This is a genomic window from Pandoraea anhela (genome assembly GCF_902459655.1).
GTDB classification, from domain to species: domain Bacteria; phylum Pseudomonadota; class Gammaproteobacteria; order Burkholderiales; family Burkholderiaceae; genus Pandoraea; species Pandoraea anhela.
This window is the reverse complement of sequence record NZ_CABPSB010000017.1, coordinates 125610-141934: the sequence shown is the minus strand read 5'-3', so window position 1 is coordinate 141934 and position 16325 is coordinate 125610. Positions and strand designations below refer to the sequence as shown.

General features: G+C 64.3%; 14 protein-coding genes. 12 read left to right on the top strand and 2 right to left on the bottom strand.

Translation table 11 applies throughout. The features are described 5' to 3' along the window. The coding region (locus PAN31108_RS26635) for a hypothetical protein (protein WP_217426343.1) at nt 1–241 on the top strand (241 nt) is incomplete at its 5' end. On the opposite strand, the gene fur is transcribed toward PAN31108_RS26635, so the two are convergent. Next, entirely contained in the window at nt 229–660 is a 432-nt protein-coding gene (fur, locus tag PAN31108_RS20525; protein ID WP_039393197.1) for a ferric iron uptake transcriptional regulator, read from the bottom strand. The genes PAN31108_RS26635 and fur overlap by 13 nt on opposite strands. A 249-nt stretch (nt 661–909) precedes the next feature. Here fur and PAN31108_RS20520 point away from each other — a divergent pair, with 249 nt between their 5' ends. The 11 genes from PAN31108_RS20520 (at nt 910) to PAN31108_RS27295 (ending at nt 14687) form a co-directional block, all read left to right on the top strand. Continuing rightward, nucleotides 910–1539, top strand: a complete 630-nt coding sequence (locus PAN31108_RS20520; RefSeq protein WP_246184060.1) for an outer membrane protein assembly factor BamE — start codon at nt 910–912, stop codon at nt 1537–1539. Nucleotides 1540–1621: 82 nt separating this feature from the next. Beyond that, entirely contained in the window at nt 1622–2419 is a 798-nt protein-coding gene (gene dapB, locus PAN31108_RS20515) for a 4-hydroxy-tetrahydrodipicolinate reductase (RefSeq protein WP_150670623.1), read from the top strand. Between the two features lie 344 nt (nt 2420–2763). Continuing rightward, the gene (gene leuS / locus PAN31108_RS20510; protein ID WP_150670610.1) at nt 2764–5355 is read left to right on the top strand and encodes a leucine--tRNA ligase; all 2592 of its coding nucleotides are present in this window, start codon (nt 2764–2766) and stop codon (nt 5353–5355) included. A gap of 117 nt (nt 5356–5472) precedes the next feature. Continuing rightward, entirely contained in the window at nt 5473–5988 is a 516-nt protein-coding gene (locus PAN31108_RS20505) for an LPS-assembly lipoprotein LptE (RefSeq protein WP_174995077.1), read from the top strand. Nucleotides 5989–6003: 15 nt separating this feature from the next. Next, nucleotides 6004–7083, top strand: a complete 1080-nt coding sequence (gene holA / locus PAN31108_RS20500; protein ID WP_150670608.1) for a DNA polymerase III subunit delta — start codon at nt 6004–6006, stop codon at nt 7081–7083. A 220-nt stretch (nt 7084–7303) separates the two neighbouring features. Further along, the gene (locus tag PAN31108_RS20495; protein WP_150670607.1) at nt 7304–8572 is read left to right on the top strand and encodes a glutamate-5-semialdehyde dehydrogenase; all 1269 of its coding nucleotides are present in this window, start codon (nt 7304–7306) and stop codon (nt 8570–8572) included. A 46-nt stretch (nt 8573–8618) separates the two neighbouring features. Continuing rightward, nucleotides 8619–9239, top strand: a complete 621-nt coding sequence (locus PAN31108_RS20490) for a HutD/Ves family protein (protein ID WP_174995076.1) — start codon at nt 8619–8621, stop codon at nt 9237–9239. Between the two features lie 212 nt (nt 9240–9451). Further along, nucleotides 9452–10393: an AraC family transcriptional regulator gene (locus PAN31108_RS20485; protein WP_150670605.1), complete on the top strand. Its 942-nt coding sequence runs from the start codon at nt 9452–9454 to the stop codon at nt 10391–10393. Between the two features lie 338 nt (nt 10394–10731). Further along, entirely contained in the window at nt 10732–11175 is a 444-nt protein-coding gene (locus PAN31108_RS20480) for a (2Fe-2S)-binding protein (protein ID WP_150670604.1), read from the top strand. Between the two features lie 76 nt (nt 11176–11251). After that, nucleotides 11252–13414: a xanthine dehydrogenase family protein molybdopterin-binding subunit gene (locus PAN31108_RS20475; RefSeq protein WP_150670622.1), complete on the top strand. Its 2163-nt coding sequence runs from the start codon at nt 11252–11254 to the stop codon at nt 13412–13414. A 145-nt stretch (nt 13415–13559) separates the two neighbouring features. Beyond that, nucleotides 13560–14687 carry a porin gene (locus PAN31108_RS27295; RefSeq protein WP_174995075.1) on the top strand — a complete coding sequence of 376 codons (1128 nt, stop codon included), beginning with the start codon at nt 13560–13562 and terminating at the stop codon, nt 14685–14687. 7 nt (nt 14688–14694) lie between these two features. On the opposite strand, the gene purH is transcribed toward PAN31108_RS27295, so the two are convergent. Further along, the gene (gene purH, locus PAN31108_RS20460) at nt 14695–16260 is read right to left on the bottom strand and encodes a bifunctional phosphoribosylaminoimidazolecarboxamide formyltransferase/IMP cyclohydrolase (RefSeq protein ID WP_150670602.1); all 1566 of its coding nucleotides are present in this window, start codon (nt 16258–16260) and stop codon (nt 14695–14697) included. Nucleotides 16261–16325: the final 65 nt, after the last annotated feature.

The window sequence follows — 16325 nt, the reverse complement described above, 5'->3', positions numbered from 1 at the left end:
CGCGACGCTTGAATGCCTCGTCGTACTTCGTCATGAAAAAACCCCCAAGGGCTGGATTTATGTCCAACTCTTGGGGGGCACTTCAGCAACATCGGGCGTTTTTGTTTGTGTGACGATCCGCGAGATGCGGAACGTAACGCTGTCATGCGGTCTCGACTGTTCGTGGCATTTTTGTGCAATGTCCCAAAACTTGTGTGAGATTTGGGCGGATGGCCATCGCCGGATCGGTCAGTTCTTCTGACGGTGAGGGCAAGGGTCCTTCGTGCAGCTACCGTACATGGCGAGCGAGTGCTCCTGGAGCGCGAAACCGCGTTCCTTGGCGATCAACTTCTGACGGCGTTCGATCTCGGCGTCGAAGAATTCTTCGACGCGACCGCAGTCCATACACACGAGGTGATCGTGGTGATGGCCTTCGTTGAGTTCGAAAACGGCCTTGCCGGATTCAAAGTTGCTGCGCGACAATAGCCCGGCTTGCTCGAATTGCGTCAGCACACGGTAGACCGTGGCCAGACCGATATCGAGATTTTCGCCGAGCAGATGACGATATACGTCTTCAGCGGTCAAGTGGCGCACCTCACTGTTCTGGAAAATCTCCAGAATCTTGAGGCGCGGAAGCGTGGCTTTCAGTCCGATATTTTTCAGATCGGCGGGATTCGGCATCGCTCTACGTCCCTAGAGTACAATACAGCCCCAATAATAATGCCTTTTTGCCTTGCCCGGGCGCAAACCGGGGCAAACGGGACGGTCGTGCCGTCAACGGGGGCGATGTGGCGGTGCGCGCGGCGTGCCGGATTCAAGTTCGATTTTTTTGAAAGCGAGTCAGATTTGCGTCGTTATCTCTCCCTTCCGTTCTCCGTCTGCGCATCGGCGGCATTCCTGGTGCTGGCCGGCTGTTCGACGTATGACAGCATGACCGACAAAGTGATCGGCGTCGTCACGCCGTATCGGATCAACATCGTTCAAGGCAACTTCGTATCGAAGGAAGCTTACGATCAGCTCAAGGCCGGCATGACGCGCGATCAGGTCCGTCAACTGCTCGGCACGCCGCTGCTGACCGATATCTTCCACGCCAATCGCTGGGATTACGTCTTCTACTTCAAGCGCGGCAACGCGTCGGTGGTGCAGGAGCGTCATCTGAAGGTCTATTTCGAGGGTGACACGCTGGCCCGCTGGGAAGGTGGCGAAAATCTGCCGACCGAATACCAGTTGGTGCAGGAAATCGACGGCCAGAAGGGCAAGGCCGTGAAGACGGAAGCCCCGGCTCCGTCGACGGCCAGCGCTGCAGCCGCCGAAGCCGCCGCGCCGTCGCCGGACGCAGCTGCCGCTGCGCCGACCGCCGCCCCGGCCCCGACCGACGTCGCAACGGTGTCCACGGATGCCGCCGCCAATGTGGCTGCCGCAGCAAAACCGGCGCCGCAACCTGCGCCTTCGACGGCGCCTGCCGCCAACAGTGGTACCTCGGCCAAGCCCACCGGCACCGGACTCGTTCCGTCGCCGCGCGTGACTTCCGGTGGCGGCCTGTTCTCGGCGCCGCAGTAAGCCTGCGCCAGTCCGAGTAAGCCCGCGTAAGTAGGGAAAAGCTGCGGGAAGCCAGTAGAAAGACGACGAAAGACTCACCATGATGAAGATTGCGATTGCAGGCGCCTCCGGCCGTATGGGCCGGATGCTGATCGAAACCGTACTTGCGGCGGACGACGCAGAACTCGTTGGCGCCCTCGACCGCGAAGGCAGCCCGGCGCTGGGCATCGATGCCGGCGCCTTTCTCGGCCGCGACACGGGTGTCAAGATCACCTCGGACCTCGACGCGGCACTTGCGAACGCCGAGTATCTGATCGATTTCACGCGTCCGGAAGGCACCCTGGCGCATCTGGCGGCCGCAGAAAAACACGGCGTGAAGATGATCGTCGGCACGACCGGTTTTTCGGAAGACGACAAAGCGCGTCTGGCCAAGGGCGCCGAGCGGGTCGCCGTGGTTTTCGCGCCCAACATGAGCGTGGGAGTGAACGCCACGTTCAAGCTGCTCGAAATCGCCGCCAAGATTCTCAATACGGGTTACGACATCGAAATCATCGAGGCGCATCATCGCCACAAGGTCGACGCGCCGTCGGGAACGGCGCTGCGCATGGGGGAAGTCGTGGCCGAAGCGCTGGGCCGCGATCTGAAGGAATGCGCCATTTATGGCCGTGAAGGTGTGACCGGCGAGCGCGATCCGTCGACGATCGGTTTCGCCACCGTGCGCGGCGGCGATATCGTGGGCGATCACACGGTGTTGTTTGCCGGGATCGGTGAGCGTATCGAAATCACGCACAAGTCGTCGAGCCGACTCTCGTATGCGCAGGGTTCGCTGCGCGCTGCACGCTTCCTTGCGCAGCACCAGACGGGCTTGTTCGACATGCAGGACGTGCTGGGTCTACGCTGATCTGTCACGGGTTTTCCGCCGGGTGGCCGGCGGTGTGACCCGGCGTCGCCTGAGACGTTGTGGGTCATGCCGGGCAGTCGTTGCCGTCACACCGGCGCTCTCATGGAGGGCGCCGCTATCCTCGTCGAGGCGCACCACCGCAATTCGGCCGCCTCGCTCGCAAGCGCGGCGGCGAAAGTGACGCAAAGGTCGCATCCCCTCGCCAACGTCACGCCGAATCGACTCCCGGCGGCGTTATAATCATCGTTTTCCCCGGATCCGCCCCGTAAATCCTGCGTACCGCGCACCTTGTGACGCGTACGCGCGGGGCCGAAGCCGAGCCGAATCCTATCCGCCGACCCATCATGCAAGAAAAATACGTTCCCGCCGACGTCGAAGCCAGCGCCCAGTCCCACTGGCAGGCCATCGATGCCTATAAGACCACCGAGCGCGCGGACAAACAGAAATTCTATTGCGTCTCGATGCTGCCGTATCCGTCGGGCAAGCTGCATATGGGGCACGTGCGCAACTACACCATCAACGATGTGATGTACCGCCAGATGCGCATGCGCGGCTACAACGTGCTCATGCCCATGGGCTGGGACGCGTTCGGCATGCCGGCGGAGAACGCCGCGATGGCCAACGGCGTGCCGCCGGCCAAGTGGACGTACGACAACATCGCGTACATGAAGAAGCAGATGCAGGCCATGGGCCTGGCGATCGACTGGTCGCGCGAAGTCGCCACCTGCAAGCCGGATTACTACCGCTGGAATCAGTGGCTGTTCCTGAAGATGCTCGAGAAGGGCGTCGTCTATCTGAAGACGGGGACGGTGAACTGGGACCCGATCGATCAGACCGTGCTCGCCAACGAGCAGGTGATCGACGGCCGCGGCTGGCGCTCGGGTGCGCTCGTGGAAAAGCGCGAGATCCCGATGTACTACATGCGCATCACCGAATACGCCGACGAACTGCTCGGCGACCTCGACGACCTCGGCTGGCCCGAGCGCGTGAAGGTGATGCAACAGAACTGGATCGGCAAGAGCTTCGGCGTGAACTTCGGTTTCCCGTACGAACTCGACGGCGAGCAGAAGCTGCTGCGCGTGTTCACCACCCGCGCCGACACGATCATGGGCGTGACCTTTGCGGCGATTGCCGCTGAGCACCCGCTGGCGACGCGTCTTGCGGCCGATCGCCCCGACTTGCAGGCGTTCATCGCCGAGTGCAAGCAAGGCGGCGTGGCGGAAGCCGACATCGCTACGATGGAAAAGAAGGGCATGCCGACGGGCTTCTTCGTCACGCATCCGCTCACGGGGGACAAGGTCGAAGTCTGGATCGGCAACTACGTGCTGATGGGCTACGGCGAAGGCGCTGTGATGGGGGTGCCTGCGCACGACGAGCGCGACTTCGCGTTCGCGCGAAAGTACAACCTGCCGATCAGGCAGGTCGTGGCCGTCGAAGGTCAGACCTATTCGGCGCACGCCTGGCAAACCTGGTACGCCGAAAAGGAAGGCACGCTCGTCAACAGCGGGAAGTACGACGGCCTGGGTTTCGCAGCGGCCGTCGACGCTATCGCGGCCGACCTCAAGGCCAGGGACGTGGGCGACAAGCAGGTCACGTTCCGTCTGCGTGACTGGGGCATCTCGCGTCAGCGTTACTGGGGCACGCCGATCCCGATCATTCACTGCGAGTCGTGCGGCGCGGTGCCGGTCCCCGAGAAGGATCTGCCGGTCGTGCTGCCCGAAGACCTCGTGCCGGACGGCACGGGCAACCCGCTGGCCAAGTCCGACGCATTCCTGAAGTGCGATTGCCCGAAATGCGGCAAGCCGGCGCGCCGCGAGACGGACACGATGGACACGTTCGTGGATTCGTCGTGGTACTTCTCGCGCTATGCCTGCCCGGATGCCGAGACCATGGTCGACGAGCGCACCGATTACTGGATGCCGATGGATCAGTACATCGGCGGTATCGAGCACGCGATTCTGCACTTGCTGTACTCGCGCTTCTGGACCAAGGTCATGCGCGACCTGGGGCTGGTGAGCTTCAAGGAGCCGGCGCAGAACCTGCTCACGCAGGGCATGGTCCTCAACGAGACGTTCTATCGCGAAGACGCGGCGGGCAAGAAGACCTGGTTCAACCCGCTCGACGTGCAGGTGCAATTCGACGACAAGGGCCGTCCGGTGGGCGCCACGTCCAAGGCGGACGGCGCCGATGTAACGCTCGGCGGCATCGAGAAGATGTCGAAATCGAAGAACAACGGCGTGGATCCGCAATCGCTGATCGACCAGTACGGTGCCGACACGGCGCGTCTGTTCGTGATGTTCGCGGCGCCCCCCGAGCAGCAACTCGAATGGTCGGGCGCCGGTGTGGAAGGCGCGAGCCGCTTCTTGCGTCGCCTGTGGGGCTTCGGTCAGTCGCAGGCGGCGTTGCTGCGCCAGGCGGATGCCGCCATCGATACCGCGAATCCGGCGGCTCAGGCGCTGCGTCTCGAAATTCATAGCGTGCTCAAGCAAGCCAACTACGACTATCAGCGTGTGCAGTACAACACGGTCGTGTCGGCGGCGATGAAGATGCTCAATGCGATCGAAAGCGACAAGGGCGCGGCGGGCGCCGGCGCGGTGCGCGAGTGTTACGGCATTCTGCTGCGCGTGCTGTATCCGGTCGTGCCGCACGTGACGCACGGTCTGTGGGTGGAACTGGGCTACGCGGCGCAATCCGGCGATTTGCTCGACGCCGCCTGGCCGGAAGTCGACGAAGCGGCGCTGGTGCAAGACGAGATCGAACTCGTGCTGCAAGTGGCCGGCAAGGTGCGCGGTGCGGTGCGCGTGGCGAAGGACGCTTCGCGCGAGACCATCGAGCAGGCGGCGCTCGCGCATGAAATGACCGCCAAGTTCGGCGAAGGCAAGCCGGTCAAGAAGGTGATCGTGGTGCCGGGTCGACTGGTGAACGTGGTGGTCTGACACGCATCGCGACGCGACGGCCAGGGGCGGCGCGCTGCCGCCTCAACCGATTTGATGACGTTTGGTGAGAAGAGGGCACATCACGTGCAAATGACATCCGGGCAACGAGGCGTCGGCATGACGCGCAGGATTTTCGGCTGGGTCGCGCTGCTGGCGACCGCACTGGCGTTGTCCGCCTGCGGTTTCCAGCTGCGCGGTTCGAGCGAGTACGCTTTCCAGCGCCTGTTTATTTCAGGCGGCGGTCAGATGGCCGCAGATATTTCGCGTTACATCCGCTACGGAAGCAAAGGCACGATCGTTGTGACGGATCCCAAGGACGCGGACGCTCGCCTCGAGATCATAAGCGTGACCAACTCGCGCAATGCCGTCAGTCTCGACGCGAACGGCCAGGCTCGTGAATACGAGATGCGCAGCGCATTCACGTTCCAGCTCGTCACGCCTGATGGCCGGCCGATCATTCCGCTGACGACGATTCGCCTGTCGCGAAATCTGCCATACAGCGACAGCGAGACGACCGCCCGCGATACGGAAGCCGCGCTGCTCAATCGCGATATGCAAAAAGACGCCGTCGATCAGATCATTCGCCGCATGGAAGCTGTGAAGTCCATGCCGGAAGTGAAGCCTGACGCGTAACGCCTAACGCCCGCTATGCAACTGCGCCCCGACGCGCTCGACGCGCACCTCGCCAAAACCCTCTCGCCGATCTACACGATCTACGGCGACGAGAGCCTGCTCGTGCAGGAGGCTGTGGATCGTGTGCGCGCGGCAGCGCGCGCCGGCGGCTATACCGAGCGCGACGTACTCAGCGTCGAGCGCAGCTTCGATTGGGGCGCGCTCGCCAATGCCGGCCAGTCGATGTCGCTCTTCGGCGATCGCAAGCTCATCGAACTGCGCATTCCCGGCGGCAAGCCGGGCAAGGATGGCGGCGCCGCGCTCAAAGCGCATGCCGATGCCGCCAACAGCGATGTGCTCACCATCATCACGTTGCCCCGGCTCGATGCCACGGCGAGCAAGTCGGACTGGTTCACATCGCTTGATCGTGCCGGTGTGACGGTCAAGGTCGATCCGGTCGACCGCACCCGTCTGCCGGACTGGATCGCACAGCGCCTCGGTGCACAGGGACAGCGCGTTGAAGCCGGTGAAGCGGGGCGGCGTGTCTTGCAGTTCATCGCGGATCGCGTCGAAGGGAACCTGCTCGCGGCGCATCAGGAAATTCAGAAGCTGGGCTTGCTGTATCCGTCGGGCGCGCTCACGTTCGAGCAGGTGCAGGATGCCGTGCTGAACGTTGCGCGCTATGACGTCTTCAAACTCAGCGAAGCGGTGCTCGCGGGCGATGTGGCGCGACTGGTGCGCATGCTCGACGGGCTGCGCGGTGAGGGAGAAGCCGCCCCGCTCGTGCTGTGGGCGCTGACGGAAGAAGTTCGCACCCTTGCCAAGATCACGCGCGGCATGGCGTCGGGCAAACCGCTTGCGATGCTATTGCGCGAATACCGGGTTTGGGGGCCACGTGAGCGGCTGATGGAACAGGCCGCGAATCGCGTCACGGCCCCCATGCTCGCGCAGGCGCTGCAACTGGCGGCGCGTCTGGACCGGCAGGTCAAGGGGTTGCGCGCAGAAGGGTTGCCGGGCGATCCGTGGGACGGCATGCTGCAACTCGGCTTGCTGCTCGCCGGCGAGCGACCGCCGATGGCGCGCTCCGCTCGTGCCCCTCGCCCGACGCACGCGTAGCGCGCCCAGCCCCAACGAACCCCGACGCGCCCCTGCGGAATCGCCGTGTTTCCGCTCCCGGACGGCGGGAGATGCGCCAGCAAGGTTGTCGCAATTGACGGACAATCTGACGCGTGAGCGGGGATACGCGACGCCGCGCTACCCGAATTGACGAGCGTCGCTCGCATCGACAGTCCGCAGACCCCTCTGGCGACGAGTTCGCCGAACCGAAACCGACGATATGGATATCAAAGCCTACATGCAGTCGTTGGGCCAGCGCGCTCGCGAAGCGTCGCGCGCGATGGCCCGTGCCGACACCGCTGCCAAGAACCGCGCGTTGCTCGCAATTGCCGACGCCATCGAACGTGACGGGGCGAAGTTGCAGGACGTGAACCGTCGCGATCTCGAACGCGCCCGTGCCAACGGTCAGGACGCCGCCTTCATCGACCGCCTGACGCTGTCGGACAAGGCGCTGCGCACGATGATCGAAGGCCTGCGGCAAATTGCCGGGCTGTCCGATCCGATCGGCGAAATCAGCAACGTGCGTGTGCAACCGAGCGGCATTCAGGTCGGTCAGATGCGCGTGCCGCTGGGTGTGATCGGTATCATCTACGAGTCGCGTCCGAACGTGACCATCGACGCCGCCGCGCTCTGCCTGAAGTCCGGCAATGCGACCATCCTGCGTGGCGGTTCGGAAGCCATCGAAAGCAACACGGCGCTGGCTGCGCTCATCGCCGAGGCACTTGCCGCGACCGGCCTGCCCGGCGATGCCGTGCAGGTCGTCAGCACGCCGGATCGCGCGGCCGTCGGCGAACTCATCACGATGACCGAGTTTGTCGACGTGATCGTGCCGCGTGGCGGCAAGAGCCTGATCGCGCGTCTGATGCAGGATGCGCGCGTGCCGATGATCAAGCACCTCGACGGCATCTGCCACGTGTATGTCGACGCTCAGGCCGATCCGGTCAAGGCGCTGGCGATCTGCGAGAACGCCAAGACGCACCGCTATGGCACTTGCAACACGATGGAGACGCTGCTCGTCGATCAGCAGGCCATCGCCCAGCTGCCCGCCATCGCACGCATGTTCCAGAGCAAGCAGGTCGAGTTGCGCGGTTGTGAGCGCACGCTTGCCGCGCTTCGCGAGGCCGGTGTGAGCGGCGTCATTGCCGCCACCGAAGATGACTGGTCGACGGAATATCTGGCACCGGTGCTCGCGATCAAGGTCGTCGACGGCATGGCCCCGGCTATCGCCCACATCAATCGCTACGGCTCGCATCACACCGACGCCATCGTGACCGAGAACTACAGCGACGCCATGCAGTTCCTGCGTGAAGTCGATTCGGCCAGTGTGATGATCAACGCGAGCACACGCTTTGCCGACGGGTTTGAGTTCGGTCTCGGGGCGGAGATCGGCATCTCGAACGACAAGTTGCATGCGCGCGGGCCGGTGGGTCTCGAAGGGCTGACCAGCCTGAAGTATGTCGTGTTCGGTCACGGCGAAGTGCGCAAGTAAGTGCGTCGATAAGGTCGTCAATCGTTTCGTCAGGTACGCACGTCGAATGAAACTGCAAGCACTCGGCCCGGCCGATTTTCTGAAAATGCTGTGGAAGAACGGCCAGGGTGTCACGACGGAGCTGGCCGTCGCACGTCGCCCCGGCGAGGACGGCTTCGACTGGCGTATCAGCACGGCGACCGTGGCTGCGCCGGGACCGTTTTCGGTGTTCGCCGGCATTGACCGGTCGCTCGCGATCGTGCGGGGCGGTACGCTGACGCTGGCCGTCGAAGGTCGTGCGGACGTCACGCTTTCCACACACACGCCGCCATACGCTTTCCCCGGCGAACTGGCGGTGAGCAGCACGCCTGCGCTGGAGGCGGACGGCGTGCCGATCGACGACTTCAATGTCATGACGCGCCGCGCCGATTGGCAGCACACACTCACGCAGCACCGCCTCCACGGCGAGCCGTGGGTGTGGACATTGCCACCCGAAGCCGCTGCCGTGGCATTTCTTTATTGTGCGTACGGTCAGGTGGACGTGACGTTCGCCGATGGCCGCCGTGCGACGGTGCCGGCCGGCCATGCCCTTCGCATCGACGTCGACGGCGGCCCGGCGACCTGTTCGTTGGACGCTGCCGGCGGCCACGTCGCCGAGTTTTTCCTGACGTCGATTTCTGGGCGCTGACGGCTTCGCGCCCCGACGGGGCAGCGTGCGTGACGATAGCGACGCCTGCGCCTCAGGCGTCGTCGCCCTGGGCCTCTGAGCCTCGTACTTTCCCTAGGCGATTTCGGATTCTTTTCCGATCAGTAAAGCGGCATACTTCGGTTTATCCATAGATAAACCGAAGTTTCACCGATGAAACGAATCGTCGTTGCTGCCGTGCGAGGCGAGGCGCGATGGACCCGCTGAGCGACGTGCTTGGCGACCTGCGGGCGGACGCCGTCGTCACCGGTCGCTTCACCTTCGGTGCGCCGTGGTCACTGCGCAAGCCTGCGCTCGACGGCGCGCCGTTTCGCACGGCGACGGGGGAACCGTTCTATCTCGTCGTGGCGGGCATGCCGCCGGTGCGTGTCGAACCGGGTGACTGCGTGTTGTTGCCTCACGGGCATGAGCACGTGATGTGTTCGTCGCTGGACGAACCGCCGGTCGTTTTCGAAGCGATGATGTCCGCGCAGGGAATCGAGCCGCGCCTCGATACGCCGCTCGCCTTTCGGGCAGGCGGCGATGGCGTCGTGAGCGATCTTTACACCGGCGTCGTGATGTTTCGCGACCGGGTGCGCAATCCGTTGCTGGCGTCGCTCCCGCCGCTGATCCACATCCGTGCGGGCGACCCCGCCGTGCCGGCCTTGCTCACGCGCACCATCGCCGGCTTCATCGAAGAGTCGATGCACCGTGGTGCGGGATGGCGCGCGGCGGTCGCCCGTCTCGCAGATGTCCTGTTCGTACAGATCCTGCGCGCCCATCTCGGCAAGCACGGCGGCACGAGCTCGCATTGGCTGCGCGGCATGACCGACCCGCAGTTGGGGCGTGCCATCGCTTGCATGCACGAAGCGCCGCAGCGTGCGTGGACCGTCGAGCAACTCGCGGCCATCGCCGGCATGTCGCGCACGAAGTTCTGTCTGCGCTTTCGTGAACTCGTCGGCGAATCGCCGATGACGTATCTCACCACACACCGCATGTATCTGGCGGCACAGCGTCTGGCGGGGGCGGGAGCGCGCATTGCCGACGTGGCCGACGCGGTCGGCTACGCCTCCGAGAAAGCCTTCACGCGCGCCTTCCGCCGCTGTTACGGCCTGCCGCCGCGCGAGTACCTCCGACGCTGCGATCCGGGGCACTGACAGGCGTGCGCGGGATCTGAGGCGTCCGCCACCTCTGTCTCGCCCGACCGGTACGTGGTACCGATACCGATACCCATGACGACGACGTTCCGCACTGCACGGGACACCCGCCCGTGCGCGCCAATCCGAAGAATCCGAAAAATCCGAACAATGCGAACAATGCGAACAATGCGGGCAACGCTGCACCCCTGAGGGTTTTCCCGTCTCTGGACGAACGGCATCCTTTTCGGGCCGCACGGCCGTTGTCCGGCAATTTCCTCGTTGTGAGAATTCACTCGCCATCTGCCGGCGTTCCGAGCGGTCGACCGCAGCCGCCGGCAGTCACAACGGGAGAGTCCATGGAATTCCAACTCAACGGGCGGCCCTTCGTCTTCGACGGCGAGGACGACACGCCTTTGCTGTGGGTCGTGCGCGATGCTGCGGGCCTGACCGGCACCAAATACGGGTGCGGCATCGGCGCGTGCGGGGCCTGCACGGTGCACGTCGATGGGGTGGCCACACGCACTTGCGTGCTGCCGGTCTCGGCGGTGGCGGGCAAACGCATCACCACGATCGAAGCGCTGTCACCTGCGCGTTCGCACCCGATTCAGCGGGCGTGGATCGCCAAAGACGTACCTCAGTGCGGCTACTGCCAGTCGGGCATGGTGATGGCCGCCGCCGCGCTGCTCGACCAGCATCCTCACCCGACCGACGCGCAGATCGACGAGGCGATGACCAACCTCTGCCGCTGTGCCACTTATCACCGCATTCGCGAGGCGATTCATGACGCAGCAAAACGCTGAACCGGCGCGCGTCATCGCGCAAAACGCGACGGCGGGCGCACCGGCCTCCCCATCGCGGCGTCACTGGCTCACAGGCATGTCACTGAGCGTCGGCAGTCTGATGATTCCGATCTCGGCATCGTGGCTGGCAAGTCCGGACGCGCGCGCCGCCGACAATGCCCTCGTCGAAATCAACGACTGGATTCGTATCGATGCCGACGGGACGACCGTGCTCGGCCTCTCGCAATGCGAAGTCGGGCAGGGCGTGTATACCGGCTTGCCGCAGGTGCTGGCCGACGAGCTGGACGCCGACTGGCGGCGCGTGCGCGTGGCGTTCGTGACGGCGCGCGACGCCTACCGCACCGCCGCCGCCAACGAAGCGTTGCAGCAGTTCGTGGGTGCGTCGATGTCGGCCACGTTGTTCTACGAGCGTTTGCGTGTCGCGGGGGCGCAGGCGAGAGAGGCGCTGGTGAGCGTTGCGGCGCGTCGGTTCGGCGTGCGCACGACCAATTGCGTGACGAAGGACGGCCGGGTGCTGCATCCGCAGTCCGGCCGCTCGCTAGGCTACGGCGAGCTGGTGGCCGAAGCGGCGAAACTGCCGCTCAACCCGCATCCGCGATTGAAGCACGACGCCGCCCACGTCCTGATCGGCAAGTCGGTGGCGCGTCTCGACACGCCGTCGAAAGTCGATGGCTCGGCGGTCTTCGGCATCGATGTGAACGTGCCCGGCATGCTGTGCGGCGCGGTGCGCATGGCGCCGACGTCGGGCGGCATGCCGTTGTCGGTGCGCAATCGCGAAGAGATCAAAGCGCGCAAGGGCGTGCACGATGTCGTGCTGGCAAAGGACGCTGTCATCGTCGTCGCCGAAGATTACTGGCGCGCGAAGCGGGCCTGCGATGCGCTGGATGTCGAATGGCAAGCGGGGCCGGCAGCCGATAGCGCCACGATTCTCGCGCAGCGTCGCGACGCTCTCGCGAACGCCAGCGGCGGTGTCGCCACGAACATCGGCGATGCGAAGCAACGGATCGCGGCGGGCGGCAAGGTCGTGACGGCGGAGTATCACTCGCCGTACATCGTTCACGCGACGATGGAGCCGGTGAACGCTACCGTGCACGTGCGCAAGGACAAAGGCGAGATCGAAGTCTGGGGGCCGATTCAGGGGCAGGACAAAGTGCGCTGGGCGCTCGGTGGCATCTTCAGGTTGCCGCCGGAGAAAATCACCGTGCATACGACCTTCCTCGGCGGCAGCTTCGGGCGCAAGTACGTGCCCGACTTCGTGATCCACGCGGCGCTCGCCTCTGCCGCCGTGGGGCGCCCCGTCAAAGTGATCCGCTCGCGCGAGGACGATATTCGCCATGGCTTCTTCCGGCCGTGTGCGTCGGGCCGCTTCCAGGCCGTGCTCAGTCACGACGGGTTGCCCGGCGCGATGCACATGCGCGTGGCGGGACAGTCGATGTACAACGTCATCAAAAAGGATCATTACGAGAAGGCGGGCTACGACGAGACCATGCTCGACGGGCTTTACGACCTTGCGTATGCCGTGCCGAATCTGCGCGTCGAGGGCATCGACGTGCCGCAGTCGAACATTCCCGTGAGCTTCATGCGATCGGTCGGCTCGACGTCGAGCGTCTTCTTCCTGGAGAGCTTCATCGACGAGATGGCCGACGCGGCGGGCATCGATCCCGTCGAGTATCGCAAGCGTTTGCTCAAGCACGACACACTGGCCACCCGCGTGATCGAGACGACGGTGACGTCGGCCGGATGGCACACGAAAGCGAAGCCCGGCGTGCATCGTGGCTTCGGTTATTGCACGTACACCGGGCGCGGCGCGGCGTTCTCGACGTACGTGGCCGTTGCCGTGGAACTGCGCGTCGTGAGCGATCGCTTCAAGGTGGAGCGCGTGGTCTGCGGCGTCGATTGCGGGCGTCCGATCAATCCGAACCTCATACGCGCGAACATCGAAGGCGGCATCGGTTTTGCACTGACCAACACCTTCAAGAGCCAGATCACGTTCGCGAACGGCGGTGTCGAGCAGAGCAACTTCGGCGATTACCCGCTGCTGTATCTCGCGGAAATGCCGAAGGTCGAGACCGTGATTCTGCCGAGCGATCGCCCGCCGCAAGGGTGTGGCGAGGTGTCGCTGCCGCCGATGGCCCCGGCCGTCGCGCAGGCGATTCGTCGCGCGACGGGCGTGCGCGCGCGTTCGATGCCGCTGCCGCAGACGGTCGCCGAAGCCCGTGCGCTGGCGACGCCTGACTGAAATCGGAATTCTCCCCCTTCCGGCGTTGGCGTGACACGTCATACGGCGCGTCATGCCGCCGCCGGACTCGCCGTGCAGGACGGCAGTGTCGTTCGTAATCCAATATCAATAAGGGAATGTCATGAAACGCAAGGTTGGGATGGCGATGGCGTTGATGCTCGCCGCAGGGGGCGTCAAGGCGGATGGATTGCAGATCTACGGGATCCTCGACAATAGCGTGGAATACCTCAGCAACGCCGGTGTGGGGGCGAACGGCGGCAAGGCGTCGCTCCTTCGGATCAGTAACGGCTCGCAGGCGCCGAACCGTTTCGGCTTCAAGGGCTCGGAGGATCTGGGCGGCGGGCTCAAGGCGATCATGCAACTGGAGGCAGGCTTCAACCTCGACTCGGGACAACTGCAGCAGGGCGGGCGGATGTTCGGCCGTCAGGCGTACGTCGGGCTGCAGAATTCATGGGGCGCATTAAGCGTCGGTCGTCAAAAGAATCTGATTTACGACGCGTTCCTCGAACTCGATCCGCTCTCGTACTACAGCTACTCGCTCCCGGCGTTGGACGCGCAGTTCGTCGGCAAGGCCGACAACGCGATCAAGTATGCGGGCAACGTCAACGGCTTCAAGGTCGCGGGTCTGTTCTCGACGGGCTACGACGCCACGATCGCCAACGGTGCGCAGGTGCCGGGCGAATGGCGTGTCGGTAAGGAGTACAGCGTGTCCGTGGGGTATGCCAGCGGTCCGCTCAACGCCTCGCTAGTGTACGACCGGCAGCAGGGCACGACCGTCGCGACGCAGGGGCCGCACAACGCAGCGTGTGGCCGCCGGTGCGAGCTATGCGCTCGGCAACTTCAAGCCGTATGTCGGGTACCAGTGGTATCTGAGCGATGTGCCGGGCGTGGCGGCGCGCAGCGCATTGTATTTCGCGGGCCTGCAGTACCGGCCGGCAGCGGAAGTGATGCTCTCGGGCGCGATTTACTACCACAACATCACGTCGACGAATCAGCATCCGTATCTCCTGGCGGCCAACGCGGCGTATCTGCTGTCAAAGCGCACGCAGTGGTTCGCGCAGGTCGGCTTCTCGCGCAACCAGAACGGCTCCAATCTCGGCGTGACGGGGTATGGCATGAGCGTTGTGCCCGGCAGCAATCAATTGGGCGTGGCGGTGGGGCTGTCGCACGTCTTCTGACGCTGCACGTGCCGGGCAACAAAAAAGGACATCCGGGGATGTCCTTTTCTGCGTCGGCGGATGACCCGTTGCGGGTCATCCGGGCGATGGCTTAACGATGGCTCAATGACGGAAGTGGCGCGTGCCCGTCATCAGCATGGCGACGTTGCGTTCGTCGGCTGCGGCGATCACTTCGTCGTCGCGCATCGAACCGCCCGGGTGAATCACGCAGGTGGCGCCGGCGTCGACTACCACGTCGAGGCCGTCGCGGAACGGGAAGAAGGCGTCCGACGCCACGGCCGAACCGTTGAGCGACAGACCGGCGTTCTGGGCCTTGATGCTGGCGATACGGGCCGAGTCCACACGGCTCATCTGACCTGCGCCCACGCCCAGCGTCATGCCGCCGGCGCAGAACACGATGGCGTTCGACTTGACGTACTTCGCCACGCGCCATGCGAACAGCAAGTCCTCCATCTCCTTCGGCGTCGGGTGACGCTTCGTGACCACGCGCAGTTCGTGCGGCGCCACGTTCTTGGCGTCGGGCGACTGAACGAGCAGGCCGCCGCCCACACGCTTGAAGTCGTACTGGTTCACGCCGCTGCCCAGCGGCACTTCCAGCAGACGCACGTTCTGCTTGGCGGCGAAGATCTGCTTGGCGGCGTCGGTGAACGACGGGGCGAGCAGCACTTCCACGAATTGCTTGGAGACGGCTTGCGCAGCGGCTTCGTCGACTTCGCGGTTAAAGGCGATGATGCCGCCGAAGGCCGACGTCGGATCGGTCTGGAACGCCTTGGCATAAGCTTCGGCCGGCGATGCGGCCAGCGCCACGCCGCACGGGTTCGCGTGCTTGATGATCACGCAGGCAGGCGCTTCGAACGTCTTCACGCATTCCCACGCGGCATCGGCGTCGGCGATGTTGTTGTACGACAGTTCCTTGCCCTGCAACTGACGGTAGTTCGCCAGCGAGCCTTCCGGAGTGACGATGTCGCGGTAGAACGCGGCGCTCTGGTGCGGGTTCTCGCCGTAGCGCATGTCCTGCACCTTCGTGTACGCCAGGTTCAGCGTTGCCGGGTAAGCCGAGCGCTCGCTGTGACGCAGCGACTCGCCCAGGCTCGTCAGATAGTTGGTGATCGCGCCGTCATACTGGGCCGTGTGCGCGAACACCTTCGTGGCCAGACGGAAGTTCGTGGCGTAGCCGACGGTGTTGCCGTTCGCCTTCATTTCGTCGAGCACGACGGCGTAGTCGGCCGGGTCGACGATGACGGTGACGTCACGATGGTTCTTGGCCGCCGAGCGCAGCATGGTCGGGCCGCCGATGTCGATGTTCTCGATGGCGTCTTCGAGCGAGCAGTCGTCCTTGGCGACGGTCTGCACGAACGGGTACAGGTTCACCACGAGCAGGTCGATCGTCGGAATGCCGTGCTTGTCGAGCGCAGCCATATGCTCGGGCAGGTCGCGACGCGCCAGAATACCGCCGTGCACCTTCGGGTGCAGCGTCTTCACACGGCCGTCGAGCATTTCCGGAAAGCCGGTGTAGTCGGCCACTTCGGTCACTTTCAGACCGGCGTCGGCCAGCAGTTTGGCGGTGCCGCCGGTGGAGAGAATCGACACGCCTTGGGCGGCGAGCGACTTGGCGAAGTCGACGATGCCGGTCTTGTCGGAGACGGAAATAAGAGCTTGCTTGATCATGACGGACGGTAGTGAAGCGGCAAAAACGGGCGGGTGAACGCGAAGGCGCGAGATCGGCCGGGGGA

Bases quoted from the DNA above. Each gene is read 5' to 3' on its own strand.
- fur (WP_039393197.1), bottom strand. From the start codon at position 660: ATGCCGAATCCCGCCGATCTGAAAAATATCGGACTGAAAGCCACGCTT.
- PAN31108_RS20520 (WP_246184060.1), top strand. From the start codon at position 910: ATGACCGACAAAGTGATCGGCGTCGTCACGCCGTATCGGATCAACATC.
- dapB (WP_150670623.1), top strand. From the start codon at position 1,622: ATGAAGATTGCGATTGCAGGCGCCTCCGGCCGTATGGGCCGGATGCTG.
- leuS (WP_150670610.1), top strand. From the start codon at position 2,764: ATGCAAGAAAAATACGTTCCCGCCGACGTCGAAGCCAGCGCCCAGTCC.
- PAN31108_RS20505 (WP_174995077.1), top strand. From the start codon at position 5,473: ATGACGCGCAGGATTTTCGGCTGGGTCGCGCTGCTGGCGACCGCACTG.
- holA (WP_150670608.1), top strand. From the start codon at position 6,004: ATGCAACTGCGCCCCGACGCGCTCGACGCGCACCTCGCCAAAACCCTC.
- PAN31108_RS20495 (WP_150670607.1), top strand. From the start codon at position 7,304: ATGGATATCAAAGCCTACATGCAGTCGTTGGGCCAGCGCGCTCGCGAA.
- PAN31108_RS20490 (WP_174995076.1), top strand. From the start codon at position 8,619: ATGAAACTGCAAGCACTCGGCCCGGCCGATTTTCTGAAAATGCTGTGG.
- PAN31108_RS20485 (WP_150670605.1), top strand. From the start codon at position 9,452: ATGGACCCGCTGAGCGACGTGCTTGGCGACCTGCGGGCGGACGCCGTC.
- PAN31108_RS20480 (WP_150670604.1), top strand. From the start codon at position 10,732: ATGGAATTCCAACTCAACGGGCGGCCCTTCGTCTTCGACGGCGAGGAC.
- PAN31108_RS20475 (WP_150670622.1), top strand. From the start codon at position 11,252: ATGTCACTGAGCGTCGGCAGTCTGATGATTCCGATCTCGGCATCGTGG.
- PAN31108_RS27295 (WP_174995075.1), top strand. From the start codon at position 13,560: ATGGCGTTGATGCTCGCCGCAGGGGGCGTCAAGGCGGATGGATTGCAG.
- purH (WP_150670602.1), bottom strand. From the start codon at position 16,260: ATGATCAAGCAAGCTCTTATTTCCGTCTCCGACAAGACCGGCATCGTC.